We start from the raw sequence: 24,927 nt of genomic DNA, 5'->3' as shown, positions 1-24,927 counted from the left end.
TTCTTAGAACGGCATCTTTCGCTCACCAAAAAATTCTCCGCATCTGTATTCCTTGATAAGGAACCGCCGCTCGGCCGCATCAAGCTCCAGAAAGTATCCTAAAACATACCCGCAGACATGCTCTGGATGGGTTTTGCCGTCTCCAGACCAGATGTCGTCGAATGAGGGTTTGGTCATCGCGCGCAGCCGATCTCGGTCTTTCTGCTTTTCTTCTTCTCTATGTTCGCTTCGCTTCATTTCCACCGTGATAAGATTATCCCCCACGATGAATGCACCGCGGCTGTGGAAAATAAGGTCACTTGTAATCGGGATGACCTTCGCATGGTCGTCGAGGATAGTTTTAACCAGTCCGCGCTGCTTTCGGTTATATTCAACGTCCGCGTAGTATTCGACCAATCCGGCGGCTCTCGCTTCGTCCTCCAAAAGGAATGCAAGTCGGGCACAGAGATTGCGCTCGCTTGTACCAATCAGAATGTTGTCCGCTTCTGCGACAAGAAAGCGCTCAAACGACCTCAAGAACAATGTCTCGAGCAGGTCTGGATCTTGAATTATCGGGCCACTTTTTGGTTCCGCCATGCCGTCAAGACATCGGCAACTTTGAGCTCGCCCGGTGCATTGCCCCAAATCTTGGTGAACGAGGCATCATTGCTGTCTGGTGTGGGATCTGGCCGGTCGACCTTGATCCGTGTAGGCATCATCATGGAATCGCCGATCAGGATCGCCTCGCCTCGCCTCAAGGAAGAGAACATGGAAGTGATGCCGCGCACAGAGTCAGGCAGCAAGCTCCGCACATACGCTTGGTCGTCTGGGTTGGAAATCCTGAGGCACAAAAAGCTTCCGCATTGTGACAATATCGTGGACGACATTTCTCTCGGCCGCTGGCTGATCACCGTCAGGCTAATGCCGTATTTCCGGCCCTCTTTTGCAATTCTTTCCGCAGATTCTCTAGGTGCTTGATCTTCGTTCGCATCGCTCAGATAGATGTGAGCCTCGTCAGCAAAAACGGAAATCGGATAGCGCTCGCCGGTCAATCGGCTATGCCAATATGAAAAGTCAAACAGGCAGCGCAATGTGAGAGAAATTAGCGAACCCCTGACATCAAATGGTACCGGGCTCAGGTCAAGGACAACGACTTTCTTTTGGCCTGCGATTTCCTCACCAAGCAGTTTCCGGAAAAGATCCTCCATGGAGGCGCTGGTATTGTAGGTCTTGGGCTTGAAGATCAGATCGTACCGGCGATCGTTCAAACGCGACTCCAAGCGCATCAACAATCGTGTAAATTGGCCATAGAGTGGGCCCTTGACTGGTTTCGTCGCACCTGGAACCATCTGGGTGTCGAGGTGCCGAAACTGTTCGATGATGCTATTGAGATCAAAAAATACCGGCGTATCGATGGTTATCTTTTCAAGGCCAAGGGCGACGTTTTCCGGGTGCCTTTCCTTTGCGTCCTGAAGTAGCTCCTTGAACTTCGCATTCTGATTGGGAGCACTGGACTCGGAGCGGTCGATCATTAGACCCAGAAGCTCTTCTGCGTTCATCAGCCAATATGGCATTTCGATATCTGTAGCCGAAATTACCTCTGCTTCCTCACCAAATGCCCGAGAATATTCACCGTGAAGATCGAGGACCAGAACTGTCGACTGCGGAAAAGCTGCAATTTTCTGAAGGATGGAAGCGACAGTCCAAGATTTTCCGCCGCCGGTCTGCCCGAGTATGGCCGCGTGTCGTCCAAGAAACGCGTCCAGATTGATCTTGGCCTCCTGCTCCGGAAGAAGCGATAGTTTACCGAGCGAAAAATCGCCCTCGGCGAAGCTTGTATAGACATGATTGATCGTTTTGGGCAGCACCGCGAAGACCGGAGCATTGACCGTTGGGAGTACGGTGGTTCCACGCTCGAAACTTCCGTCGGCGTTCAGTGTCCCGACCGGGATGGTCACAAGCTGCCGAGTGACCTGATCCACAATGAGATCGCCCTCAGCGGCAGTTGCCTTGACCTCCGAAGCCGCTGTTGCTGCTTCGCGCATACGCGTTTCTGTTACCAAGCAAAGCAAGGTGCCATTTGGTAGCGACAGCTCAACAAACGATCCCGGTTGACCGACCAGGACGTTCTCCGGGCCGTCAGGCGTCGCGACATCAACGGCCATTTCCTCCGGTACGCCGATACTCTCTTCCGGATCGAACTCCAAAAGAGAGACAACGATTTGGTCTCCTCTGACCTCAACTATCTTACCGATCTGGTGTTTCAATGTTTTGTCCTCAAAACAATTTTACGAATTCGCCGAATTGCCATGCGTCGCTGCCTTCTTCCGTTTCTCGGCCACTAATGATGCTTTTGTCTTTACAGAAATGAGAGACGTTCGGTCGTCCTCGCGAAGCGTTAAGGGATTCCGGCTCTTCAGAGCAGAAGTTCGCAAACGAAATGGCACCAGAGTCGATTTTGGGACTGATTAGCGTTTCGTTGATGTGGCTGTCACTGAAGCTAAAACCGGCTGAGACGAGGTGCTTGCACTTGTCCCCCAACACTGTGCTGGATAACCGAAACAGGCGGTCGTACGGCGGAGAAAGCGTCTCAATCACCTTTGTTCGCCGCGGGAGCACCATACACCGGGCTTCAGTTTCACTGATCGCAACGGGTGATGCTTCGAAAATGCGCGGGTCCTTCCGAAACCAGGAGACCGACCCATGCAGCTTGATCAACCGAACAGTGAGACCTCCTTCTTTGGAAAAACGGCTTCGGGCGACTGTGCCGGACACAAGGGAGAATTCCCGCTCGGCAAAGCAGCGTGTTGTTGCTCCAACGAACCCATTTACCAGCTTTAGCCCAACCTCAGCGCATGCGTCCTCCAGCAGTAGGTCATAGTTCGTGGTGAACACCCAGACATCTGTTGCCCGGTCGAAAGCACGAGCCTTCAAGCGCTCGAAAAAAAGCACCTGGTTCGAAAGATCTGGGTTCTGCACCCCAAGGATCACATCACGAACAAGGTTTCGAATTTTCTCTTTGAGTGTAGAGAATTGCTGTTGCTGGCTGTTGGTATGGTGTTCGATGACCATATCCGAAATTTCTTCGATGTTCGGAGTGCCCTTTTCATCGTCGTAAGCCTTCCCGAACGTCGTAAGCACCTCATCCAAAACCGACCGCTCTTCGGAGCTCAAGGCGCCTACAACTTCCTTGGTCAAGCCGGCGACCAACGGGTATCCGGATTCAAACGAGGTTCCGGCTCCAAAAAGGAAACCTAAACTGTCAACGCTCGTGCGCGTTTTGGGGACGAAATTTTCTATGGTCAAGTTATTCCCCGTAAAGTGAAATTACTCAAGTTTGTTCTACTCAAGGTAGCATAATTTCGCCGACCCGCGAGTCATGTTGATTATATGGAGTGGTTGGCGCTCAACCTACCCGACGCGTTCAATTTGGAGGATCGTCAGGTTAAGTCCAATGGGGGAGAGGAAGGCCAACATTATATAGAAGGCGATTATCGGGTTTTACTTGGCCAAGAGGGTTTTTCAGCGCGTTCTATGCGGCGCAGATGTACGATTTTTGCCTAAATGCGGAAAGTTGGCGCCCGGCCCCAGAACTGGCATCAACACCCAATACTAGAGAAAACCCACCCATCGTCTCCGATGGGTGGGTTCCGCGCTTCTTGGCCATTTGAGCCATTTATTGGCCTAAATAGTCCATCCTATGCCGTCACGGACAGGTCTTCCTGGTGAGGGAACCAAAGTTTTGAACAATACCTTCTGTAAGTAACTAGAAATGTTAATAGAAATCTTTCCGTCATACTGGAGGACCAAAGATATGTGCCAAACTGGACCAAAGTTTTGAACCTACTTGCAAAGCATCGGGTTTGACTGTGAGACTGGATTTTTTCAGTACGAGTGGGGAGGGAGAAATTACCACCTAAACAGTCAGCGGATCGCGATGTGTGAACGAGAGCAAAGAACCTCGGTCCTAAGCATAGTCCGCAAAGGGGCCGGGAAGAGACTGGCAGGATTTGGCCGCTGGATACGGCAAACCGGACATTCCAGCTGCGCCCACTTACGGGAGTTTTCAGCCCAGAGTGGACGTTGGCTTCGCTTCGATAAGGAACTTGATCAGCTATCAAGCACCAACTGTGCTTTTGGCGACACGGGCGCCGAGGACTCTGTCAGGATCAATTCAACATCGACCGGATTATGAAGCGAAACCTCTACTCCATTCACCGAGAAGACACGATGCGGACACGAGCGCTGGCCTCTTCTTTAAGTCCCGCTCACTTCATCAAAATGCGCGCGGCCGCGTTTCGGGCGTGGGTTGCAACGTCTGGGTCGCGTGTAATCAGCGCGGCAACGATGGCGCCGTCAATCAGAAGCGCGAGTTCATGGGTCAGACCTTCCGGATCATGCGGCCTGGCTTCCTTTGCAAGCTCCCGGATCTTGTCCAGCACGATCTTCTTGTGGCGGAGCGCGATCTCTCGCATCCGGTCGTCCTCCTTGTCGTGCTCACCGACCGCGTTTATGAACGGGCAGCCGAAAAAGCTCTCTTCGGCGAACCATTCGCGCAGGACATCGAAGAGATTGACCAGCTTGTTGGTGGCGTCTCCCGGAATGGCATCCACCTTGGCGACAAACCAGTCCCGCCAGAGGCTGCCTTCGCGTTCGAGCACCGCTTCGACGAGCCCCTCTTTTGATCCGAAGGCTTTGTAGAGCGTTGTCTTCGCCGTTCCGGCAGCAGCGACCACCGCGTCGACGCCGGTGACATTGATCCCCTGACGGCAAAAGAGGTCGCAGGCAGCGAGCAACAACCGTTCCCGAGCGCTCGAGCGCTCAAGGTCGGACAAGAACGAAGGGGACAGTGCGTCGGTCACGGGGCACCTTCTTCAGAAAAAAAGAATACAGATCTGTAGTCTTCTTTATCCGATCAATGTGTCAAACTCAAGCTGGAACGCCTACGTTTCAGGTGTACCCGAAGTACACCAGACTTAATTTTAGGCGCTGTTGATCGCTCGGTTTGCGGCTGAATTGGGCAGTCTTTCAAGCAAGCTTTGCGTCTCTTCGCTCTAACTCTCTCGACTCACTCGCAAAACAGCGCTTTGGGCGATTTGGCACGACTCCTGCTTATGAGGAAACAGACCTGTTTGTTTTCATGGGCACGCCCCAGGTGTTGAACACAAAGAGCCGGAGCTTTGCATGACCTTTAGAGGTGCGCATATCCAAGCGAGCGGAATAGGCCACACCTACAAGCGTGGCGGTATGAAAGCGCTGGACGGCATCGAGCTTGAGATACAGCCGGGTGAGGCCGTCGCCTTTGTCGGGCGCTCGGGCTGCGGAAAGTCAACGCTGCTACACATCCTGTGCGGCCTGTCGCAACCGACCGCCGGCACAGTTTCCAACGATGGCGCAACAGTGACCGGGCCAAACCCGTCCTGGGTCATGATGTTTCAGGCGCCAAGCCTCTATCCCTGGATGAACGTCGAACAGAATGTGTCGCTCGGCCTTCGCTTCAACAGCCGGATGAAGGAAGCGTCGCACCGTGTGCCCGAACTTCTTGATCTGGTCGAGCTTTCTGAATTTGCCAAGCGCAACGTGCAGGACCTTTCGGGTGGACAGCAACAACGCGTCGCACTCGCCCGCTCGCTCATGCTGAGCCCGCGCGTACTGCTTCTCGACGAGCCGCTGTCAGCGCTCGATGCGTTCACCCGCCACGCGCTTCAACGAGACATCAGGCGGATCGCCCGCTCCATGGGGATCACGTTGATCATCGTCACGCATGACATCAACGAAGCGGTGATGATGGCGGACCGGGCCTTCGTGATGCAGGCCGAGCCTGGGCGGATTCATTCGGTTGTCGCGAACCCGATAGAGGGCGAGCGGACACCCTCCAGCGCGGAATTCGCTTCCGTGCGGAGCGAACTCGTTGCTGCCTACGAACAGGCCGCAGGACTGGAGATGGCAGACGCAGCCAGACATTCGGCTTCCATTCCGCTCGCGCAAAAGGGACGGGCGGCTATCCGGGCCGTCAACTGACTTCGGCGCGGCAGGTTTCAACAAAGAGGGGACATCATGGTCAAGGACACGAACGGACGCGACAAGAACGACGACACCGATCTGGATTGGGATGACGACTACATTGCCTCGGACTTTACCCGCCGCCAGACACTGGACATGTTTGCAGCTGGTGGCCTGATGGCGGCACTTGCGCCGCTGATTGGCGGGCTCTCCTCGCCGGCTTTTGCGAGTGCCGACGATGAAGTCGTCAAGATCGGCTATCTTCCGATCACCGATGCCACCGCTCTCCTGGTCGCGCATGGCATGGGCTATTTCGAGGAGGAAGGTCTCAAGGCCGACCGCCCGACACTGATCCGCGGCTGGTCGCCGCTGGTCGAAGGCTTCGTGTCCAACAAATTCAATCTGGTGCACTTCCTGAAACCGATCCCGGTCTGGATGCGCTACAACAACAAGATCCCGGTCAAGCTGATGGCCTGGGCGCATACCAACGGGTCTGCCTTGGTCGTCGGCGGGCATACGGACATCACCGATTTCAGCCAGCTTGGCGGAAAACAGGTTGCGGTGCCGTTCTGGTACTCCATGCACAACATCGTTCTGCAATACGCCTTGCGCAAATCCGGCGTCACGCCGGTCATCAAGGCTGAGGGGGAAGCCCTCGCTCCCAACGAGTGCAATCTGCAAATCCTGCCACCACCCGAAATGCCGGCTTCGCTTGCCAGCCGCAAGATCGATGCTTTCATCGTTGCTGAGCCCTTCAACGCCATGGGCGAACTCAAGGCTGGCGGCCGGGTCCTGCGGTTCACCGGCGACATCTGGAAAAACCATCCCTGCTGCGTGATCTGCATGCATGAACAGGCAACCAGCGAAAAGCAGGAATGGACCCAGAAAGTCATGAACGCCGTGGTCAAGGCGCAGATTTACGCATCCCAGAACAAGGCCGAGGCTGCCCGGCTGATGTCGAAGGACGGCGAAGGCTATCTGCCGATGCCGGCCCCGATCGTCGAGCGTGCCATGACGCTCTATCAGGATGACAGCGGCTACATTGACACCGGTGCGATCAAGCACGCGGAAAGCTGGGGCAATGGGCGGATCGACTTCCAGCCCTGGCCCTATCCCTCCGCAACGCGGCTGATCGTCGAGGAGATGAACAACACCGTTGTTGGAGGGGACACAACCTTCCTGAAGGGTCTCGACCCACAATTCGTGGCCGACGATCTGGTGGAATACAGCTACGTCAAGAACGCTCTGGAGAAGTTCCCCGAATGGAAAAACGATCCCTCGGTCAACCCCGGTGATCCGTTCAACCGCGAGGAGATCCTGGAGCTGTGAGCCAGTCGTCTCTGATTGCGGACGAAGTATCGGCGGTCCCGGTCACGGAAACGAGTCCCGGAGCCGCCGAAAAAGAAGCACTGCGGTCTGAGCCGGGGTGGATCGTCCGTCAGCTGGAAGGGCTTGCCTACGCCATAGGCGGCATGTTGCTGCTTCTGGCCGTCTGGTGGATTGGCGGCTGGCTGGTGCAGAACAATCCGAGACTGTTTGCCTTCGCCGACTTCGCACCTGTCCCGGCCTTTGCAAGGCTCGGCGACATGCTGTGGAGCGGCGAAGCGTATCAGATGACCATGCCGAGCCTCTACAGGATCGGCGCCGGTCTTCTGTGGGCCATCGTTCTCGGGGTGCCGGTTGGCATCCTGATTGGTTGGTTCGCTCAGGCCAGGAAGCTGACCAACATCCCGTTCCAGTTCCTCAGGATGATCTCGCCGCTTTCCTGGATGCCGATTGCCGTCATGGCGTTCGCCACCTGGGACGGCGCGATCGTCTTCCTGATCTCGGTCGCTGCCATTTGGCCGATCCTGTTTTCAACGGCTGCTGGTCTTCGCCGGGTCGATCCGGCCTGGTTCAAGGTGGCCCGCAATCTGGGAGCACGGCCATGGCACATGCTCTTCACGATTATCCTGCCGGCTATTTCGCAGGATATCCTGACCGGCATCCGGCTTGCGCTTGGCGTTGCCTGGATCGTGCTGGTCCCCGCAGAATATCTCGGGGTCACCTCCGGGCTCGGCTACGCGATCAACGATGCGCGCGACACGCTGGAATACGACCGGCTCGCCGCCACCGTGATCATCATCGGAACTATCGGATTTCTATTGGACTTCCTCTGTCAGCAGGCGATCGCGCGTCTCAGCTGGCACCGGGAAGACTAACCAGGCTCTCGACACACGGGGCCAATGCAAAGGAGAGAGAAATGTCCAGTCAACCCGCAACCGTCCTGACCGGATGCCTCGCACCCATCGATAAGGATGGGCTTGAAGGTCTGATCGAGAAGGGCAAGGCCGATCCGAAAGCGGTCAAGACGCTCAAGTGCAAGACCGTCGCGGAAGGCAAGTTCAGGCACGCGAACTACATTCGCGATCTGGAACCTTACATCGTCGACGAACCGCCGGGCCTTCTGGGCGACGACACGGCTCCCAACCCCTCCGAGGCCTCCCTGGCGGCTCTTGGCTCCTGTATTGCCGTCGGCCTGCATGCCAACGCAATCCACCGCGGCATCACGATCAACTCCCTTGAGGTGGAACTTGAAGGCGATCTCAACATCACGGCTGTTTGGGGCACCGGCGATGTCAGTGAGAAACCGGTCGGCTTCACCGATGTCCGCCTGATCGTTCACATGGACGCCGACGCACCTCAGGAAACCATCGACGAGTTGATCGCTCATGTCTGCCAGTGGTCGCCGGTGTTCAACACCTTCTCGCGCCCCGTCAACATGGTTGCGCAGTCTGCATGAAACACAGCACCCGCCGTCTCTGGCGGCGGGTTTCGCCAGCGTTTGTGAATCCCAGTAGAAGGTGAGTTGGTCCCATGAACATTCAGCCCATGCCCATTGCCGCATCAGCGATGGAAGAGCCGTCGGTTGTTGACGAAGTCGCCAGCCTGGCCGCGTCCGATCTTGCGCCACTTGTTCTGGATATTGACCAGAAGGGGCACTATCCGGAAGCTTTCATGCGGGCGATTGGCAGGCTCGGCGCGTTCAGCCCCCACGCTTCCATGGATGGTGGCACGCCGGATCTGGAAACCTCGATCCGGGCAATGTCGGCGGTGAGCGAACACTGTACCTCGACGGCGTTTTGTGTCTGGTGTCAGGACGCGCTCGCCTGGTACATCGCCACCAGTGAAAACGAATACCTGAAAAAGACGATCGGCAAGGACCTCACGAACGGCAAGGGGCTGGGAGGGACGGGTCTTTCCAACCCGATGAAGACAATTTTCGGCATCGAGAAGCTCAAGCTGAAGGCCGAGAAGGTTGATGGCGGGTATTCCGTGACCGGCACATTGCCCTGGGTTTCGAACCTTGGGGACAATCATCACTTCGCGGTCGTTTTCGCAGTGCCCGGTGACACGCCCAGGATGGTCATGGCAGTTGCCGAATGTTTCGGCGAGGGGGTCAAGATCACTGCAAACGACGAATTCGTTGCGATGGATGGCACACGCACATTCGCGATCCAATTCCGCAAAGCCTTCATTCCGGAAAAACACATCCTCGCTGACCCGGTGACGGACTACATTCCGCGTATCCGTGCGGGTTTCATTCTGCTTCAATCCGGTATGGCGTTCGGCCTCATCAAAAACTGCATCGAACTGATGGAACAGGCGGGAACAAGCCTGTCGCATGTGAATTGCTATCTGCCCGAACAGCCGGACTATTTCCGGTACAGGCTTGCCGAGCTTGAAGCGGAAGTGTTTGAGCTTTCAAAAACACCATTCGAGAAAGACCCGGCCTATTTCATTCGTGTCATCAAGGCACGGCTGGCTGCGGGAGAATTGTCCGTGGCCGCGGCCAATGCCGCAATGCTCCATTGCGGCGCCCGGGGTTATGTCCGCCAGGGAGCCGCGCAGCGCCGCCTGCGCGAAGCCTATTTTGTCGCAATCGTGACCCCCGCGACCAAGCAGCTCCGCAAGATGCTCGCGGATTTCGGCGCGGCCTGAAAGCTGTCATCAGCGCCGGAATGACCTCCAGACAAGTTACAGAGTGAAAAGGAGAAACGCATGACTGACACCCCCTTGATCAGCCCCGCCGAAGTCGCGCAACTGATGGAGACGGCGCCCTGTGTCGTCATCGACACGCGGGACCCGGACTCCTATGCGGCTGGCCATATTCCGGGCGCTGTGAACGTGCATGATATTTTCACTTATCTGGCGACGTCTTCGCCAGAGGGAATTGCGGAACTCAAGGGCAAGTTCGAGGACGCCTTTGGTGCAGTCGGTCTCTCCGGCGAGGAAACGGCGATCATCTACGAGCAATCCATGAACTCCGGTTTCGGTCAGTCCTGTCGAGGCTATTTTCTTCTTCAATATCTGGGTTATCCCAAGATCGCGGTGCTGCATGGCGGCTTCGAGGCCTGGACGGCCGCGGAAATGCCCGTTTCTTCCGACCCGGTATCACCTGAACCCAAAACGTTCCCGTCCTCGGAGACGGGTATGGGCCTGATGATGGGCGTCGAGGACATGCTCGCGGCAGTGAAGGACGAAAGCGTCGTCAAACTCGATGTCCGCGACATTGACGAATGGATCGCGGAGAGTTCCTCGCCTTACGGCAAGGATTTCTGTCCGCGCAAGGGCCGTATCCCAGGTGCGAAATGGATCGAGTGGTATCGCATGATGAAACCGACCCCGTCCGGTCCGATGATCAAGAGCAAGGAGGAGGTGCTGGCGGAATGCGCGACCGTCGGCATCATGCCGGATACGCCGGTTGCGCTCTATTGTTTCAAGGGCGCGCGCGCATCCAACACCTATCTCGCGCTCAAGGAAGCCGGGGTAAAGGACGTGAAGATCTATTTCGGTTCCTGGAATGAATGGTCTCGCGACCCGGCATTGCCGATAGAAGAGGGGCTGCCTTACTGAGCGCAGTCGTTCAAGGCGCGGGACTTTGGCCCGCGCCGTTTTTCTTGCAGTCTTTCACTAAACCTCAGCAACAGCATACGTCGCAATCTCAAGCGGCGGTGACGAGCAACGCTTATGGAAACCATCACATACTTCTACGCTCCCATTTCCGGATACGCCTATCTCGGCGAGAAACGGCTGATGGGGATAGCAGCTGAAGCCTGCGCCAAGGTCGATTTTCAGCCTGTCGACATCCAGAAAGTGTTTGCTGCGGCAGGAGCGACCCCGCCACCCAAACAATCCCAGACGCGCCTCAATTATCGCTACATGGATTTGCGGCGAAGCGCCGAACGGCTCGGCATGCCGATCAATCCAAAGCCGAAACATTGGCCTGTTCCGGTGGAGTTGCCTGCGCGCCTTGTTCACGCCGCGCAGGCACTCGACATGGAACCGCATATCCTTTCATTTGCCATGCTTGAAGCGGTCTATGCGCTGGAACTGGATTTGTCGGATCCGGATGTGGTCGAGGAACTGGTTCACTCCCTGCCCATCGATGGCAGGGCATTGTGGACGGAAGCAATGGGTGATGCGTCTCTGAACCGATATGCGAGTGCAACCGAAGCGGCAATCGCAATGGGCGTTCCCGGTTCGCCGACCTATGTCCTTGGAGGCGAGATGTTCTTTGGGCAAGACAGGCTCGATATTCTGGCCTGGCGGCTGGGCGTCACAGACCCGTCTTTCAGCGCGGTCTCGGCTTAAATCAAAGGTTTCAAGATCGCCGGGAAACGGCGATCCTGGAAAACGCTGCTCTGGAGCGCACGCGCATCGGCTTTCACAAATGCTGGAGCTCTACAATCCAAGGTCGCTCAGCCCGGGATGATCGTCCGGCCGGCGGCCTTGCGGCCAGCGAAACTTTCTTTCCTCTTCTGAGATCGGCACATCGTTGATGCTGGCGTGCCGGACCGCCATGTAGCCTTCGGCGTCGAATTCCCAGTTTTCGTTTCCATACGAACGGAACCAGTTGCCATCCGCGTCATGCCACTCATATGCAAAACGCACCGCGATCCGGTTCTCGGTGAAGGCCCAAAGTTCCTTTATTAGGCGGTATTCAAGTTCCTTGGCCCATTTGCGGGTCAGGAACGCTTCGATCTCCGCGCGTCCGACCGGGAACTCGGATCTGTTGCGCCAGCGGCTGTCAGGTGTGTAGGCCTGAGCAACCTTTGCCGGATCGCGGCCGTTCCAGCCGTCTTCCGCAGCTCGTATCTTGGCAATCGCCGTTTCTCGGGAAAAGGGCGGAAAAGGAGGTCGGCTCATGTTTGTTTCTCCTGGTATAGAACTGAGACAGATTAGAGGCGTCTCACGAGACCGAGTACGAAGAGCGCACCGATCGACGTTGTGACGATGCCGATTGGCAGTTCCTGCGGGCTCAGGATTGTTCGGGCGACGATGTCGCTCGACAGCAGGATCGCGGCCCCCAGAATGGCGGACAGGATCACCAGATTGGCATGCAGTGGCCCGGTTAGGCTCCGTGCGAGATGCGGTACCATCAGGCCGACGAAGCCGATCACGCCCGTGATTGACACAAAGGCGGCGGTGGAAAAGGCGCAGACAAGAAATGTGGCTCTGCGCAGCCATTCCACATCAACGCCGAGGGTAGCTGCGGTTTCATCCCCTGCCAGCAAACTGTCGAACTGACGATGTCGCAGAAGCGCAAAGACGAACACCGCGAGAAACCCGACCAAGGCGATAGGAAGCAGGTTCCAGCGCGCCAGCCCGAGACCGCCTAGCGTCCAGAATAGGACAGAATGCGCGGCACGCTGATCTCCTGCGAACACCATGTAGTTCGTCAGCGCCATGAACAGAAACGAAACGGCGAGGCCCGCGAGAATGAGCCGCGCTGGCCCGCCCGGCAATAGTTTCGACACCAGGACCAGAACGATCACCGACGCCATCATGCCGCCCATGAAGGCTGCCAGCGGCAGCGTCCAGAAGCCGAGTACATCGCCGGTGACCGTGATTACCAGGACTGCGCCGGCCGCCGCCCCCGACGACAGGCCAAACAGGAAAGGGTCTGCAAGATCGTTGCGGGTCACGGTTTGCAGCAGGCAGCCGACGACACCCAATCCGGCTCCGGCGAGGATTGCCAGGAGCGCACGGGGAAGACGAAGATCAACGACGATACGATCAAGCGGTGAAATGCTCTGTGACGCCTGTCCGCTGACAGCATTCACGAGTGCGTCGACCACCATGGGAATGCCCAGTGAGACTGACCCGACAGCGATTGCGATGAGTGCAAGCCCAACAAGAAGCGCGAGCCCCATCAGGATCCAATAAGTTGGTTTCAATGCCAAATGCCGGGTCAGAAGTTCATGGGTATGTCAGGACCCTCAAAACGAACCTGGATACATCGCCTCTGCGATCTTCGAAATGGCTGCAATGTTCGACGGTCCTGGTGTCAGCTCTTCATAGCGAAGCGGGACGTAGCGCTCGTTTTGAACAGCGTCGGTCAAGGACATGATCGGATGTTCCTTCAGGAACTTCATTAGGCCTTCAGCGCCGGAGCCGTCCTGATAATCGAGGAGGACGAGAAACTGCGGATTGGCCGCAGCGACGGCTTCCCAGGACGTTGTGCCCCAGCTGGTTTCCATGTCGCTCATGACATTCTTGCCGCCGGCTGCTTCGATCATTGCCGTTGTGATCGCGTAACGTCCGGCCGTGAAGGGCTTGTCCGTGCCGCTATCATAAAGAAAGACCCGCAGTCTGTTTTCTTCCGGGATCGCGGTGTCGATTTCCAAGAGGTCCGATTTCCAGCCCGCGACAAGCGCTTCGGCCTCCTCTTTCTTGTCGAATACAGTTCCGAGCCGCACCATGTCGTCAAAGAGAAGATCCATCGACGCGACCGGGCGGTCTTCGTGAAGATGCACGCAGCTTTCCGTCAGAACGAGTGTCTGGATGCCTTGTGCTTCCAGCGTGTCCGGCGTGACTTCGCCGCCAGGCCGCATGCCGTAGTACCAGCCTGCAACAAACAGGTCCGGAGAAGCGGCGATCAGGTTTTCCATAGTCGGATACTTGGGAGCAAGTTCCGGAATATCGCCGCGCTGTTCGTCAAATTCCGGACTTGTCTTGTACCAGCCCGTTATGCCGGTCAGGCCGACAATCTTGTCCTGAAGACCAAGTGCAAAGGCCATTTCGGACATGTTGATGTCATGGACCACAACCCGCTCCGGAACACTTGAGAAGGTCAGGTCTGTGCCGCAATTGTCGACGCTGACCGGCTCGGCCAGCGTGGAGGTTGCAAGCAGCGCGAGGGGTGCTGCAATCAAAAGTGCTTTCATTGGAAACGGCCTTTCGGGTTTGTTGGAAAATCGGTGAGGCTCAAGTTGCGCGTCCGAACAATTGGAACGTCCAGAACCGGAATCGATGCGCCGCTTACGGGATTCGGCAGGCGATGCAGGTCGACATCGAATACGGCCCGGACGCGTTCGCTGGTCAGCGCTTCGATCGGTGTGCCAAGAGCGATCAAGCGGCCGTTTTCAAGAACCGCGACGTGATCGGCGAAATCATCCACGAGCGTGAGGTCGTGCAAGGAGGCAACCACGGCGATCCCCAAAGACGCGACCAAACTCAGCAATTCTCCTCTGGCGCTTGGGTCAAGATGATTGGTCGGCTCATCCAGAACCAGAAGGGACGGGCGTTGGCAGAGCGCCCGTGCGAGCATCGTTCTCTGCCGCTCGCCGCCGGACAGGTTCTGCATCTTCCGGCTCGCGAAGCCTACAAGGCCCACAATGCGGAGCGCCTCATCGACCCGTTGATCCTGACAACCCGGCTTCAGGCCACCGTGCGGCATCAGACCAAGGGCCACGTACTGTTTGACACTGAGCCGCCCGTCGGGTTCGCTTGACTGACCCACATAGGCAATGTGGCGGGCACGTTCGTGGCAGCTGAAGCCCTCCATTGGTGCGCCGTTCAGCTTGACGTCGCCGTGATCAGCGCGCGTCAGACCGGCAATCATTCTGATCAGGCTAGTTTTGCCGGCACCGTTCCGGCCCACAAGCGCGAGAATTTCACCCGGCATGACGGACAGCGTGACCCTGTCGACAAGCCAGATCGCTTCATTCGTTGACGACTTCCTGGTGTGGAAAGAGGCGGCGTTCAGTTCGAGCACAGGGGACAGGGGACAATATGCATTCATCACAACCTGCCATCCCGAGACGTTGAGGATATTTTCTTTGGGTGCTCACCCGCGCCTAACGCCGGTATCCGCGCAAGCGTCTTGTTAAGCAGGGCGATCGGGCGCTCTGTCGCGCTGCACCAGCCCGTCTCAAGCTCGGCATACTGGTGCGCGAACCGGACCAGTGCGTCGAGACTGCCGTCAGGATCGATGTCTCCGAAAAGATAGCCCGCCTTTCCATCGGCCTGATAAGCGACCGTGCAGGGACGATTGCACCCGGCCATGCATTCGACCCCGGAGAGTTCAAAGGGTTTGGAAAACGGTTTCGCGTCGAGCGCAATTTGCAGTCGGGAGATCAGACGTGCCCCGGGGGAGACGGTTTCATTGCCGCGTGGGTCGCTGGTCGTGTCCGCTCGCGCGCGGCACTTGGTGCAGATATGGATTCTGTGCGTCGTGACTGTACTCAAGTCGCTGTGCTTTCCGTAAAGCGTGCTTCAATCGTTACCGGTCTTGCGTGGAGGTTTCTGGCACGTGTGCCGACCGCCATGCGCTGTTATTGCACTTTCAGCTCTCCGACAGTGATGAGGTCGAGCGTTGCTGAACGTGTGCCGGCGGCAAGAACCCGGCCGCCCTTGACCCAGTCCAGCGCTGAAATTTCCTGGTTGTCCGCGATACGTGCGTAGGCCGCTTCGCCCTTTTGAAGGCCGCCGATCAAAACAGTTCCGGTGGTGTAACCGCCGGCGACGAGTCTGCGATTTGGATGCGACGCGACGCTGGTCACGCGGCCCGAATAGACATACCCGATTTCCACGGGAGGAAGACGATCGGGTCCCACATCACCAAATGGCCATGCAGTGATGACATCGGCACCGGAACAGACAAGTTTCGCCGGACCATTGTCAGGGCCGGTCCATTCGAGCTCGTGTATTTTTGCCGGATAACCGCCCAACCGATAATCCTTGCCGCTCACAAGATCCCAGACATGAAGCTCGCGTTCCTGCGTCGCAGACACGACAAAGCGGCCGTCCGGCGACCATGACACGCCGATATGGTACCCCTTCCAGCGCAGCATTTCGCCTTTGCCGGAACCGTCCAGGGGCCACAAGGTAATGCCGTCGTAATGGCTGACGGCAAGCCGCCTTCCGTCCGGTGAAAATGCCAGCCCGGACAGGCTGCTCGGGTGCTCCGTAAACTGAAAGTCGCGTGCCCCGGCTTCACTGGCGCTGGTCGGCAAGACGAACGCTGTTTTCCCGGAAACGAAGGCGATGTAGCCGGTTTTCGGCGCTGTTGTCAGGGACGAAAGCCACTGGCCGCTTGACGAGAACAAAAGGCTGTTGGCGCCCGAGTTTAGGTCGTGCGCATAGAGTTTGTTGTCCTGCGCGATGGAGTAGAGCGTGTTCTCCAATCCGGCCAGACCTGTTACGGCGGCACCATGGGCGGTCAGATCCGGGCCGGTAAGCCCGTCACCGCCGAAAACGGCCAGGCCGCCATTCCCGAGGCCGACAGCGACACCGCACCCCGCCAGATCACATGGCAGTCCCTTGATCGCCGTGACATTTGCGGCAACATCGAGCCTCTTATGGGTGATGCCGTAGGCGACGCGTGTCGTGCCCTGGTCAACAGCACCGGGAAGCGGCATCGGCATTTCGGTTTCCGGAACAGCCGAGAGGGTCATGCTGCCTCCCGGGCCACGGCACAGCCGGAAAAGGCTTCGCTGAGCTCGGCTTCATCGAGATTGCGTCCTATGAAAACAAGCCGGCTTGTTGGCGCATGGTTTTCCCAATTTGCCCCCCATTCGGAATCCATGACCATGTGAACGCCCTGAAAGACATAGCGACGCTCGTCGCCAGCGATTTTCAGGATGCCCTTGCTGCGGAAAATATCGGTGCCACGCTCGCGGATGAGCGTTCTCATCCACTCTGAGAAGCGCCTCGCATCGATGGGTTCGTTGCAGGTTAGAGAAACGGAGGTGATGCTGTCGTCATGCTCGTGGTCTTCGGGGTCTTCTTCCAGGAAACCGGGCTCGAGTTCGAGCAACTTTTGCAAGTCGAATGATCCCTGATCGAGGATCTCGGCGAGATCTACGCCAGACTTGCTGGTGGTGAACAGGCGCGCGTGCGGATTGATCTGGCGGACCTTTGACTTGACCGCTTCCAGCCCGGCCTCATCGACCAGATCAAGCTTGTTGATGATCAGGACGTCGGCAAAGGCAACCTGTTCCTCGGCCTCGTGCTGGCTGTCGACCTTGCTCAGAAAATGCTTGGCGTCGATCAGCGTTACGACTGTGTCGAGCTTGACACGGTCACGCAAATCGTCGTCGACGAAGAAGGTCTGTACGACCGGGCCAGGATCGGCCAGGCCCGTGGTCTCGACCAGGATACCGTCGAACTCCTCCGCACGATCCATCAAGCCCGAGAGAATGCGGATCAGATCACCCCGAACCGTGCAGCAGATGCAGCCGTTGTTCATCTCGAAGATTTCTTCTTCGGCATCAAGCACAAGCTCGTTGTCGATCCCTTCTTCACCGAACTCGTTGACGACAACTGCGTAGCGTTTGCCGTGCTGCTCGGTGAGAATGCGGTTCAACAGCGTTGTCTTGCCCGCTCCAAGGTAGCCCGTGAGAATTGTCACAGGTGTCTTGCCGGATGAGCCCTTGACGGGCACGGTGCGTGCATCGTCCTGGCAAACCTCTTCCGCACAAGCTGAACCACCGGATTCGTTGAGAATTTCTGACATGACTTACGAGCTCCCTTGACGTGACGCTTGCCTGGTTCAGTATGTTTTGTACGGAAGGAATTTGCCCGACATCGTGACCTTGACACGGTCGCCCTTCGGATCCGGGATGCGGCTGATATCCATATCGAAGTCGATGGCGGACATGATGCCGTCTCCGAACTCTTCCTCGATGAGGCCCTTCATCGTGGTGCCGTAGATCATCACGATTTCATAAAGCCGGTAGATCAGAGGGTCGGTCGGAACGGAACTCGGCAGCGAGCCGCGGTAGGGCACGGTCATCAGCTGGGCGATCTCCTCTTCGGAGAAGTTGATCCCGATTGCCGCGCCGGCTGCCTCTGCCTGTTCCTTGGAAAGGGAAATCTGGCCAAGCAGAGCTGCTGTCGTCCATTCCTTTGACTGACCGACGGAATCTGCAATCTCGCTCCACTTCTTGCCGTTCAGGGTTTTGTAGGCGACGATTTTCTCGGTTAGTTCTTCACGCGAAATCATGATGCTTTCTTCTCCTGTGTCGCCGAAGCGTCGTTTGACGGTAGGGATTGCTCGCCGCTCGTGCCTGATGCGGCAGCCGGACGGGCGATGGGGGGATTGCGGGGGTCGAAATCGGCGGCGGAAATCTCCGCGGCGAAATTCTTCGACCGATTGACCAGAAACTCGATCAGGTGATTGCGCATCGGATAGTAATTTTCATGCGTATGCATGTCGGATCGTGTGCGGCCCTTGGGCAGGGTGTTTTCAACGATCTCGCAGACCCGCGCTTCCGGACCATTCGTCATGAGCACGATCCGGTCGGCAAGGAGGATCGCCTCATCGATATCGTGCGTGATCATGAACGACGTCTGGTTGGTTGCCTTGCAGATCGTGACAAGTTCATCTTGCAAACTGCCGCGTGTCAGGGCGTCGAGCGCCGAGAAAGGCTCATCCATCAGAAGGATCTTCGGCTCGATTGAGAAGGCGCGTGCAATGCCGACACGCTGTTTCATGCCACCTGAGAGCTGCGCGGGCTTTTTGTCCTCGGACCCTGTCAGATGCACCATGTCGATGTATTTCTGGCAGTGCTTGCGTACGTCGGCGCTGCTCCAGTTCGGCCAGCGGGATTCAACGGCAAACGCAATGTTGGTCATGGCCGACATCCACGGCATAAGCGCATGCCCCTGAAACACGACGGCCCTGTCCAGGCTCGGTCCGGAGATCTCTTTCCCATCGACAATCACGTGGCCGGAGGAGGGGCCGTCGAGACCTGCCAGAATATTCAGGAGTGTGGTCTTGCCGCAGCCCGAATGACCTATGAGACAGACGAACTCACCTTCGGCGACGGTAAAACTGACGTCTCCGAAAATTTGTGTTTCGCCCTTGTCTCCGGGATTGGGAAACCGACGTTCCAGCCCCTCGACCTGGATCATCTTGCGTAAAGGGGTGTCGGGCTTATCGGCCATTTCGGTTCCTTGGGAGACGGAGTGCGACTTGGGAGGTGTAAATTGAATCGGTGCTTCGGACATGGGATCGCCTATTCCGCGTAGGCGACGAGTTTCGCCGCGTGCGCCAGAAGGATGTCCAGGAACATGCCGACGAGGCCGATAAAGACGATCGCGGACACCACGCCCGTAATCGACAGGTTGTTCCACTCGTTCCAGACGAAGTATCCGATCCCTGTACCGCCAACGAGCATTTCGGCGGCGACGATCACCAGCCAGGCGATGCCGATTGAAATGCGCATGCCTGTGAGGATCGTCGGAGCCGCCGCCGGCAAGATGACGCGGAACGCCGTTCGAAGCGGACTGACTTCGAGCGTCTTTGCAACGTTCAGCCATTCCTTGCGCACATTGGCGACACCGAAGGCCGTGTTGATCAGCATCGGCCAGATCGAGCAGATGAAAATCACGAAGATCGCGGACAGGCTGGAGTCCTTGATGGTGTAGAGAGCCAATGGCATCCAGGCGAGCGGGGATACCGGTTTCAAAAGCTGGATGAAGGGATTGAGCGCCTGATAGATGACCGGGCTCATTCCGATCAGAAAACCGAGCGGGACGGCAAGCAACGCTGCCAGACCGAACCCGGTCAGGACGCGGAACAGCGAATAGGCCAGCTGAATGCCGATGCCCTTGTCATTTGGGCCGGCATCGTAGAACGGGTCTGAAATATGCTGCCAGAGTTCAGCGCCGACTTCGTGCGGTTTCGGCAAGGCGCTGTCGCCTTCGGTCGCCTGTTTTCCCAGCAGCGCGGCGTATTCGGGATCCAGTCCTTCCGCGGCGGGCCCTTGCTGCGCCACCACGAGCATGTGCCAGCCGAAAAGAAACAGCAGCAGGATCACGATGGACAAAAGTCCTGCCTTCAGTCCGAAATTGTTCGTCGTTGTCATGCCCGTTGTGCTCTTTCTCTTTGTCTGGGTTGACCGGGCAGCGACAAGCGGTCGCCGCCCAGATCAGGTTCTTGATCAGGTCCGCTTGATGGCAAAACTGTCGATGTAAGCGTCCGGTTCGGCAGGATCGAAGGTTTTGCCCATGATCGTGTGGGACTTGTAGGTGATGTCCGGCGGTGTCTGCCCCATCTCCTTCATGACGGCCTGCGCATCTGTGGCCAGGTAGACTTGTTCGGAAATGTCCTTGAAGTTGATATCCCCTTCAATGTAGCCCCAGCGCTTCATCTGCGAGAGGATCCAGACCGAGAACGAGTGGTAGGGGAACGGATCGAAGTCGATCCGGGTCGGCTCGTTTCTCACCTTGCCGAGACCATCCGCAAAACGGCCCGTGAGTACCTGTTGAACAACTGTTGTGGGCTGGTTCAGGTAGTTCTTCGGCGAGATCGCTTCAGAGATTTCAGGGCGGTTTGACAGATCCTGGGAATAGGCCGTCGCATCCAGGATCGACTTGAACAGTGCAAGGAACGTGTTCGGCGTCTCGTCGATGAACTTTTGGCTCGCAGCGAACGCACAGCAGGGGTGACCGTCCCAGATCTCTTTTGTCAGCTTGTAGATGAAACCGACACCGTCAAACACGGCACGCTGATTGAAGGGGTCGGGGGAGAGATATCCGTCGAGGTTGCCCGCCGACAGGTTGGCGACCATCTCCGGCGGCGGCACCACGCGGATCTGGATGTCCTTGTCGGGGTCGAGTCCGGCTTCCGCGACATAGTAGCGAAGCAGGAAGTTGTGCATCGAGTACTCGAACGGAACCCCGAAGGTGAAGCCCTTCCACTTTGTCGGGTCCTGCTTGTCGAGGTGCTTGTTTGCGAGGGTGATGGCCTGACCGTTGATGTTTTCGACCGCCGGCATTGTCCACGGCACCGAGGTGGAACCGGCACCAACGGTGATGGCAAGCGGCATCGGCGTGAGCATGTGAGCGGCGTCGTATTCGCCCGACAACGATTTGTCGCGCGACACCGCCCAGCCGGCAGTTTTGATGACCTCAACATCAAGGCCGTAGCGTTCGTAGAAGCCGAGCGGTTTCGCCATGATGATCGGTGTTGCGCAGGTAATCGGCACAAACCCGACATTGAGCTTGGTTTTTTCGAGCGGCCCCTTGGCATCGATGATCGCCGCCTTCAGCGCATCGAGCGGTACGAATTGCGACACGGCGGCGAGCGCCGTCGCGCTTCCAACGCCGCGCAGGAATTTCCGGCGGTTCATGTCGGTGCCGAAGATCCCCTTCATGACCGCTGACTCAACGCAGCGCGCGAGCACGGCTTCCTGATCATTCCAGTCTACGTCGGGGTCCGTATTCGCAATTTCCGGCTCGTCACGCATGTCCGAGTGCGCAGCCTGCTGCTGCTGGACGGATTGCTCGACAGTTTCCGCCCCAGTCGTTTCAGAGGTGTAAAACCGTGATCCCGTCGCGGATTGCGACATTGCCAGCTGATGTTCGTACATCGTGGCGTGCATGCCGCAAGGACAGCCGGTCCACAAAATTTCATTCGGGTCAAAAGGATTGCTTAGAGCACCCATGTGAATTCGTCCTTTGACAGTCTGGGCGGGTCATCCGGCTTGAACGAAACCGCAATGCCGCCCGTTTGGCCCCCATCGGCCTTGCGCCGCCAAACCACCATCAGTTCAGCTTCACGGTGAAAGCCTCCCGTCGAATTGACCGCCATTAGCCATGGGACGCTTGAGCAAATTTTTCTTTGCAGGAGCTGTGCCAGTTTGTGGAAAATTAAAAGTTGAAAAAAAACAATAGTTTGCGCGATTTGAAAACGCTGGTTCAGCTTTACGAGAATTCGTAAATTACGAAATTTCAGAAATTTTATTTACGAGATATCAAGATATGACCTAGTCTGCATGGACTAAGTCGTTGTTTTGTCGTTGGAAAATTCGCGTTATGAATGAAACCCTGTTTCTCACGCACGCAAAACGCGTAAGTCTTTCCGGCGGTTTGTTCGACAACGCAAATTATGCCGCGCTGGTCATCGACCCGATCGAAGACCGGGTGATGATGGCGGCGGAGCCTTGCGCGCGCTATTTCGGTGAAGATGCCGATTCACTTCTTCAACGCAGGCCCAGTGAGCTTTTTCGTTCGGTTTTGGCGGAGCTGCATGTGCTGACCGAGGCTTGTCTGATCGGTCCCGGCAGATGGCAATCGGAGTTTCTGCTGAAAACTCCGAACGGTCGTACTTACGAAATCGACTGCCACGCTGCTCTTTCGACGCCCGAAGGACAATCCTACATTACGATGCTGCTGTTCGACGCGCGCCGGCAGCGGAAGCGTATGGCCAGGGCCGAGTTTGCCGCTCTGCACAGGGGAGAGCCGGATGCAGTCCGCAGAGCCGACCAGATGTTCCGGGAATTGGAGCACGGCAACAAACTTTTGCTGGATGCGGCGGGCGAGGGAATTTACGGCGTCAATAAGCTGGGAGAAACCACGTTTGTGAACCCGGCAGCCGAACGCATGCTCGGTTGGAAGGCGGATGAAATCGTGGGCAAGGTGGCACACGACGTCATTCACCATTCGCATGCATGCGGCGATGACTACCCCATCCATCAATGCCCGATCTATCTGGCCTTCAAGGACGGAGAAGTTCACGAGGTGCGCGGCGAAGTCTTCTGGCGCAAGGACGGCAGCAGTTTCCCGGTGGAATACACGTCAACGCCAATCGAGGACGACAACAAGTTGGTTGGCGCCGTTGTGGTTTTCCGGGATATCTCCAAGCAGCAGAAACAGGAGAACCAGCTCCGCAAGGCACTGGCAGAGGTCGAGCAGCTTCGAACCCGCCTTGAAATGGAAAAAGCCTATCTGCTGGACGAGCTGGAGGAGCGTCACAACCGGCATGAGATCGTCGGCTCAAGTCCCGCGATCGCGCAGACCGTCGAACAGATCGACCTTGTTGCGCCAACGGAGGCGACCGTCCTTATCACGGGTGAATCAGGGACCGGCAAGGAGTTGATCGCGCATGCGATCCACAACGCAAGCCCGCGCCGCGACCGACCGCTCATCCGCGTGAATTGCGCAGCAATTCCGGCTGAACTGTTCGAAAGCGAGTTCTTTGGGCACGTCAAGGGAGCGTTTACCGGCGCAGTATCTGCGCGGGCAGGGCGGTTTGAGCTCGCGGATGGAGGAACCCTGTTTCTCGATGAAGTCGGTGAACTGCCTTTGGAGCAACAGGGAAAACTGTTGCGGGTCCTTCAGGAACAACAGTTCGAGCGCGTGGGCGACACACGCACCATGAAGGTGGATGTGCGTGTCATCGCCGCGACGAACCGGGAGCTGCGTCACTCCATCATGGAAAAAAGTTTCCGCGAAGACCTTTATTTCCGACTTGCCGTCTTTCCCATTCACTCGGCACCTTTGCGGGAAAGGAGAGAGGACATTCCCCCGCTTGCGACACTGTTCATGAAGCGTGCCGTTGAGCGTCTGAACAGAACGACCGCGCCGCAACTCACCGTCGCCAACATAAACCAATTGCAGGCCTACGACTGGCCGGGAAATATCCGCGAACTGGAGAACGTCATCGAACGGGCCGTGATCCTGTCCAGGAGCGGCAAACTGGCTTTCGACCTTCCCAAGCCGAGTGAAACAGATGTGCGGCCCGCTGCGCTTGCCGGAGAGAACCAGGAAACGGACGAACTTGCTGATACCCAGGCGGTGGCCGCTCAGTCCATGCAAATCATCACCAGTCGGTCGGATTTGCAGCGCGCCGAGATAGAGGCAATCCGGGCAGCACTGATGGAATGCGCCGGCAAGGTTTCAGGCCCGGGCGGCGCGGCCGAACGCCTGGCGATGAAACCGACAACGCTCTATTCGCGGTTAAAGAAACTCAAGATCGATGCGAGGAGTTTCAAGCCGTAACCTCAGCCCAGCAGGTCCTTGGCGGCAATGATCGAGCGGGCAATCTCTGCCAGCGGTGTGTTGCGGGTCATTGAGAGTTGCTGCATGTACGCGAACGCGTCAGGCTCGCTCAGGTCGCGACTTTCCATAACGATTGCCTTGGCCCTGTCGATGAGTTTGCGTTCACTCAAGCCCTGAACCGCCTGATCCCGCTCTTTTTGCAAGCTCAGAAGCCGCTTGTGAACTTCAATTGCGCCGAAGACGCCAGACTGAAGCCTGTCCGCGTTGACACCAAGTGGCTGGCAGAACGAGGCACCCGCCGCGATGGCGTTCGCCACCACCTGGGGGTCGCTGCTTTCCGTAATGACGAGAAGGGGCTTGTCGATTGCTTTGGTCAGCTCTTCGATATCCTTGACGTCCTTCACCGAAAGATCCGTCGTGTAGAGCACCAGCAAGCTGATATCGTCTTCTGCACCCCAGACATCACCGCGCTGCGTGAGGACTTCGGCAACCGATCTCGCAGTCGCCGACACCTGGCATCCGCGATCCGCCATGAAAGACGCGAACAAATGCGCTCGCTCGGGCTGCGCATCAATCAGCATTGCTCTGTGTAGCACGGTCGGTTTCAAACGAATATTTACTGTCTCGGCCATGTATCCAAACTGGCTTCCCGTCTCAAATATTGCAACCAGTAAAGTCCGGCATGTTTTGCCGGGTCTCGGGCCAACGCGGCCTGAAACAAAAATCATCCGGCCTGGCCTCGTTGATTTGATCACGACTTCAAAATGATAAGGGTGACATAGATTTGCTCATCGGCTGCGTTGCACCGTTTGCCCGATACACGGTATCGCGCTGCACGACGCGCCTGGCCGCAGGAGCAAATCTACGCCATCAAATGATTCCAGCTGAGCT

24 protein-coding genes are annotated in these 24,927 nt (G+C 57.2%); 8 read left to right on the top strand and 16 right to left on the bottom strand.

Annotated elements, in window-relative coordinates:
• Positions 1–3: 3 nt before the first annotated feature.
• The 4 genes from Q0915_RS27190 to Q0915_RS27175 all read right to left on the bottom strand — a co-directional run bounded on the left by Q0915_RS27190 (position 4) and on the right by Q0915_RS27175 (position 4,841).
• Positions 4–576: a hypothetical protein gene (locus tag Q0915_RS27190; RefSeq protein WP_299482252.1), complete on the bottom strand. Its 573-nt coding sequence runs from the start codon at positions 574–576 to the stop codon at positions 4–6.
• A complete protein-coding gene (locus Q0915_RS27185; protein ID WP_299482255.1) occupies positions 549–2,246 on the bottom strand; it encodes a DUF87 domain-containing protein in 1,698 nt (565 codons plus the stop codon). Before Q0915_RS27185 ends, Q0915_RS27190 begins: the two co-directional genes overlap by 28 nt.
• A gap of 10 nt (positions 2,247–2,256) precedes the next feature.
• Positions 2,257–3,285 (bottom strand): SIR2 family protein, encoded by a 1,029-nt coding sequence (locus tag Q0915_RS27180; protein WP_299482258.1) that lies wholly within the window; start codon positions 3,283–3,285, stop codon positions 2,257–2,259.
• 962 nt (positions 3,286–4,247) lie between these two features.
• The gene (locus tag Q0915_RS27175; protein ID WP_299482261.1) at positions 4,248–4,841 is read right to left on the bottom strand and encodes a TetR/AcrR family transcriptional regulator; all 594 of its coding nucleotides are present in this window, start codon (positions 4,839–4,841) and stop codon (positions 4,248–4,250) included.
• Between the two features lie 322 nt (positions 4,842–5,163).
• Between Q0915_RS27175 and Q0915_RS27170 the strand changes: the two genes are divergently transcribed.
• From Q0915_RS27170 to Q0915_RS27140, 7 genes are all read left to right on the top strand, one after another.
• Positions 5,164–6,000: an ABC transporter ATP-binding protein gene (locus Q0915_RS27170; protein WP_299482264.1), complete on the top strand. Its 837-nt coding sequence runs from the start codon at positions 5,164–5,166 to the stop codon at positions 5,998–6,000.
• A 36-nt stretch (positions 6,001–6,036) separates the two neighbouring features.
• Complete coding sequence (locus tag Q0915_RS27165) at positions 6,037–7,311, top strand: ABC transporter substrate-binding protein (protein ID WP_299482267.1); 1,275 nt, start codon at positions 6,037–6,039, stop codon at positions 7,309–7,311.
• Between the two features lie 101 nt (positions 7,312–7,412).
• Complete coding sequence (locus Q0915_RS27160) at positions 7,413–8,183, top strand: ABC transporter permease (protein WP_299483406.1); 771 nt, start codon at positions 7,413–7,415, stop codon at positions 8,181–8,183.
• 41 nt (positions 8,184–8,224) lie between these two features.
• Positions 8,225–8,764, top strand: a complete 540-nt coding sequence (locus Q0915_RS27155; RefSeq protein WP_299482270.1) for an OsmC family protein — start codon at positions 8,225–8,227, stop codon at positions 8,762–8,764.
• Positions 8,765–8,838: 74 nt separating this feature from the next.
• A complete protein-coding gene (locus tag Q0915_RS27150) occupies positions 8,839–9,963 on the top strand; it encodes an acyl-CoA dehydrogenase family protein (RefSeq protein ID WP_299482273.1) in 1,125 nt (374 codons plus the stop codon).
• 60 nt (positions 9,964–10,023) lie between these two features.
• Complete coding sequence (locus tag Q0915_RS27145; RefSeq protein WP_299482276.1) at positions 10,024–10,878, top strand: sulfurtransferase; 855 nt, start codon at positions 10,024–10,026, stop codon at positions 10,876–10,878.
• 114 nt (positions 10,879–10,992) lie between these two features.
• Positions 10,993–11,616, top strand: coding sequence for a 2-hydroxychromene-2-carboxylate isomerase (locus Q0915_RS27140; RefSeq protein WP_299482279.1), 624 nt, complete (start codon positions 10,993–10,995; stop codon positions 11,614–11,616).
• A gap of 90 nt (positions 11,617–11,706) precedes the next feature.
• Here the strand turns inward: Q0915_RS27140 and Q0915_RS27135 are convergent, their stop codons facing one another.
• From Q0915_RS27135 to Q0915_RS27085, 11 genes are all read right to left on the bottom strand, one after another.
• Positions 11,707–12,171: a nuclear transport factor 2 family protein gene (locus tag Q0915_RS27135; protein WP_299482282.1), complete on the bottom strand. Its 465-nt coding sequence runs from the start codon at positions 12,169–12,171 to the stop codon at positions 11,707–11,709.
• Between the two features lie 32 nt (positions 12,172–12,203).
• Positions 12,204–13,178 carry an iron ABC transporter permease gene (locus tag Q0915_RS27130; protein ID WP_299483408.1) on the bottom strand — a complete coding sequence of 325 codons (975 nt, stop codon included), beginning with the start codon at positions 13,176–13,178 and terminating at the stop codon, positions 12,204–12,206.
• A 66-nt stretch (positions 13,179–13,244) separates the two neighbouring features.
• On the bottom strand, positions 13,245–14,192 hold the full coding sequence (locus Q0915_RS27125) for an ABC transporter substrate-binding protein (protein ID WP_299482285.1): 948 nt from the start codon (positions 14,190–14,192) through the stop codon (positions 13,245–13,247).
• On the bottom strand, positions 14,189–15,049 hold the full coding sequence (locus Q0915_RS27120; protein ID WP_299482287.1) for an ABC transporter ATP-binding protein: 861 nt from the start codon (positions 15,047–15,049) through the stop codon (positions 14,189–14,191). Before Q0915_RS27120 ends, Q0915_RS27125 begins: the two co-directional genes overlap by 4 nt.
• On the bottom strand, positions 15,049–15,495 hold the full coding sequence (locus tag Q0915_RS27115) for a DUF1636 domain-containing protein (protein WP_299482289.1): 447 nt from the start codon (positions 15,493–15,495) through the stop codon (positions 15,049–15,051). The genes Q0915_RS27120 and Q0915_RS27115 overlap by 1 nt, the downstream gene beginning before the upstream one ends.
• An 86-nt stretch (positions 15,496–15,581) precedes the next feature.
• A complete protein-coding gene (locus tag Q0915_RS27110) occupies positions 15,582–16,703 on the bottom strand; it encodes a hypothetical protein (protein WP_299482291.1) in 1,122 nt (373 codons plus the stop codon).
• The gene (locus Q0915_RS27105) at positions 16,700–17,764 is read right to left on the bottom strand and encodes a GTP-binding protein (RefSeq protein WP_299482294.1); all 1,065 of its coding nucleotides are present in this window, start codon (positions 17,762–17,764) and stop codon (positions 16,700–16,702) included. Before Q0915_RS27105 ends, Q0915_RS27110 begins: the two co-directional genes overlap by 4 nt.
• Positions 17,765–17,800: 36 nt before the next feature.
• Positions 17,801–18,250 (bottom strand): cyanase, encoded by a 450-nt coding sequence (cynS, locus tag Q0915_RS27100; RefSeq protein ID WP_299483409.1) that lies wholly within the window; start codon positions 18,248–18,250, stop codon positions 17,801–17,803.
• A complete protein-coding gene (locus Q0915_RS27095) occupies positions 18,250–19,197 on the bottom strand; it encodes an ABC transporter ATP-binding protein (RefSeq protein WP_299482297.1) in 948 nt (315 codons plus the stop codon). Before Q0915_RS27095 ends, cynS begins: the two co-directional genes overlap by 1 nt.
• Before the next feature lie 71 nt (positions 19,198–19,268).
• Positions 19,269–20,120: a nitrate ABC transporter permease gene (gene ntrB, locus Q0915_RS27090; protein WP_299482300.1), complete on the bottom strand. Its 852-nt coding sequence runs from the start codon at positions 20,118–20,120 to the stop codon at positions 19,269–19,271.
• Positions 20,121–20,195: 75 nt separating this feature from the next.
• Positions 20,196–21,410 carry a CmpA/NrtA family ABC transporter substrate-binding protein gene (locus Q0915_RS27085; RefSeq protein ID WP_299483411.1) on the bottom strand — a complete coding sequence of 405 codons (1,215 nt, stop codon included), beginning with the start codon at positions 21,408–21,410 and terminating at the stop codon, positions 20,196–20,198.
• A 661-nt stretch (positions 21,411–22,071) separates the two neighbouring features.
• Here Q0915_RS27085 and Q0915_RS27080 point away from each other — a divergent pair.
• Positions 22,072–24,036, top strand: a complete 1,965-nt coding sequence (locus Q0915_RS27080; RefSeq protein ID WP_299482303.1) for a sigma 54-interacting transcriptional regulator — start codon at positions 22,072–22,074, stop codon at positions 24,034–24,036.
• Between the two features lie 2 nt (positions 24,037–24,038).
• On the opposite strand, the gene Q0915_RS27075 is transcribed toward Q0915_RS27080, so the two are convergent.
• A complete protein-coding gene (locus tag Q0915_RS27075; protein ID WP_299482306.1) occupies positions 24,039–24,668 on the bottom strand; it encodes an ANTAR domain-containing protein in 630 nt (209 codons plus the stop codon).
• Positions 24,669–24,927 lie beyond the last annotated feature (259 nt).

Source organism: uncultured Roseibium sp. (assembly GCF_947494555.1).
Lineage (GTDB): Bacteria > Pseudomonadota > Alphaproteobacteria > Rhizobiales > Stappiaceae > Roseibium.
This window is presented reverse-complemented; position numbering and strand designations above follow the sequence as displayed.

Excerpts from the sequence above, each read along its gene's own strand:
- Q0915_RS27190 (WP_299482252.1), bottom strand. The coding sequence starts at position 576 with ATGGCGGAACCAAAAAGTGGCCCGATAATTCAAGATCCAGACCTGCTC.
- Q0915_RS27170 (WP_299482264.1), top strand. The coding sequence starts at position 5,164 with ATGACCTTTAGAGGTGCGCATATCCAAGCGAGCGGAATAGGCCACACC.
- Q0915_RS27165 (WP_299482267.1), top strand. The coding sequence starts at position 6,037 with ATGGTCAAGGACACGAACGGACGCGACAAGAACGACGACACCGATCTG.
- Q0915_RS27155 (WP_299482270.1), top strand. The coding sequence starts at position 8,225 with ATGTCCAGTCAACCCGCAACCGTCCTGACCGGATGCCTCGCACCCATC.
- Q0915_RS27150 (WP_299482273.1), top strand. The coding sequence starts at position 8,839 with ATGAACATTCAGCCCATGCCCATTGCCGCATCAGCGATGGAAGAGCCG.
- Q0915_RS27145 (WP_299482276.1), top strand. The coding sequence starts at position 10,024 with ATGACTGACACCCCCTTGATCAGCCCCGCCGAAGTCGCGCAACTGATG.
- Q0915_RS27140 (WP_299482279.1), top strand. The coding sequence starts at position 10,993 with ATGGAAACCATCACATACTTCTACGCTCCCATTTCCGGATACGCCTAT.
- Q0915_RS27135 (WP_299482282.1), bottom strand. The coding sequence starts at position 12,171 with ATGAGCCGACCTCCTTTTCCGCCCTTTTCCCGAGAAACGGCGATTGCC.
- Q0915_RS27130 (WP_299483408.1), bottom strand. The coding sequence starts at position 13,178 with ATGGGGCTCGCGCTTCTTGTTGGGCTTGCACTCATCGCAATCGCTGTC.
- Q0915_RS27125 (WP_299482285.1), bottom strand. The coding sequence starts at position 14,192 with ATGAAAGCACTTTTGATTGCAGCACCCCTCGCGCTGCTTGCAACCTCC.
- Q0915_RS27120 (WP_299482287.1), bottom strand. The coding sequence starts at position 15,049 with ATGAATGCATATTGTCCCCTGTCCCCTGTGCTCGAACTGAACGCCGCC.
- Q0915_RS27110 (WP_299482291.1), bottom strand. The coding sequence starts at position 16,703 with ATGACCCTCTCGGCTGTTCCGGAAACCGAAATGCCGATGCCGCTTCCC.
- Q0915_RS27105 (WP_299482294.1), bottom strand. The coding sequence starts at position 17,764 with ATGTCAGAAATTCTCAACGAATCCGGTGGTTCAGCTTGTGCGGAAGAG.
- Q0915_RS27095 (WP_299482297.1), bottom strand. The coding sequence starts at position 19,197 with ATGGCCGATAAGCCCGACACCCCTTTACGCAAGATGATCCAGGTCGAG.
- ntrB (WP_299482300.1), bottom strand. The coding sequence starts at position 20,120 with ATGACAACGACGAACAATTTCGGACTGAAGGCAGGACTTTTGTCCATC.
- Q0915_RS27085 (WP_299483411.1), bottom strand. The coding sequence starts at position 21,410 with ATGAAGGGGATCTTCGGCACCGACATGAACCGCCGGAAATTCCTGCGC.
- Q0915_RS27080 (WP_299482303.1), top strand. The coding sequence starts at position 22,072 with ATGAATGAAACCCTGTTTCTCACGCACGCAAAACGCGTAAGTCTTTCC.
- Q0915_RS27075 (WP_299482306.1), bottom strand. The coding sequence starts at position 24,668 with ATGGCCGAGACAGTAAATATTCGTTTGAAACCGACCGTGCTACACAGA.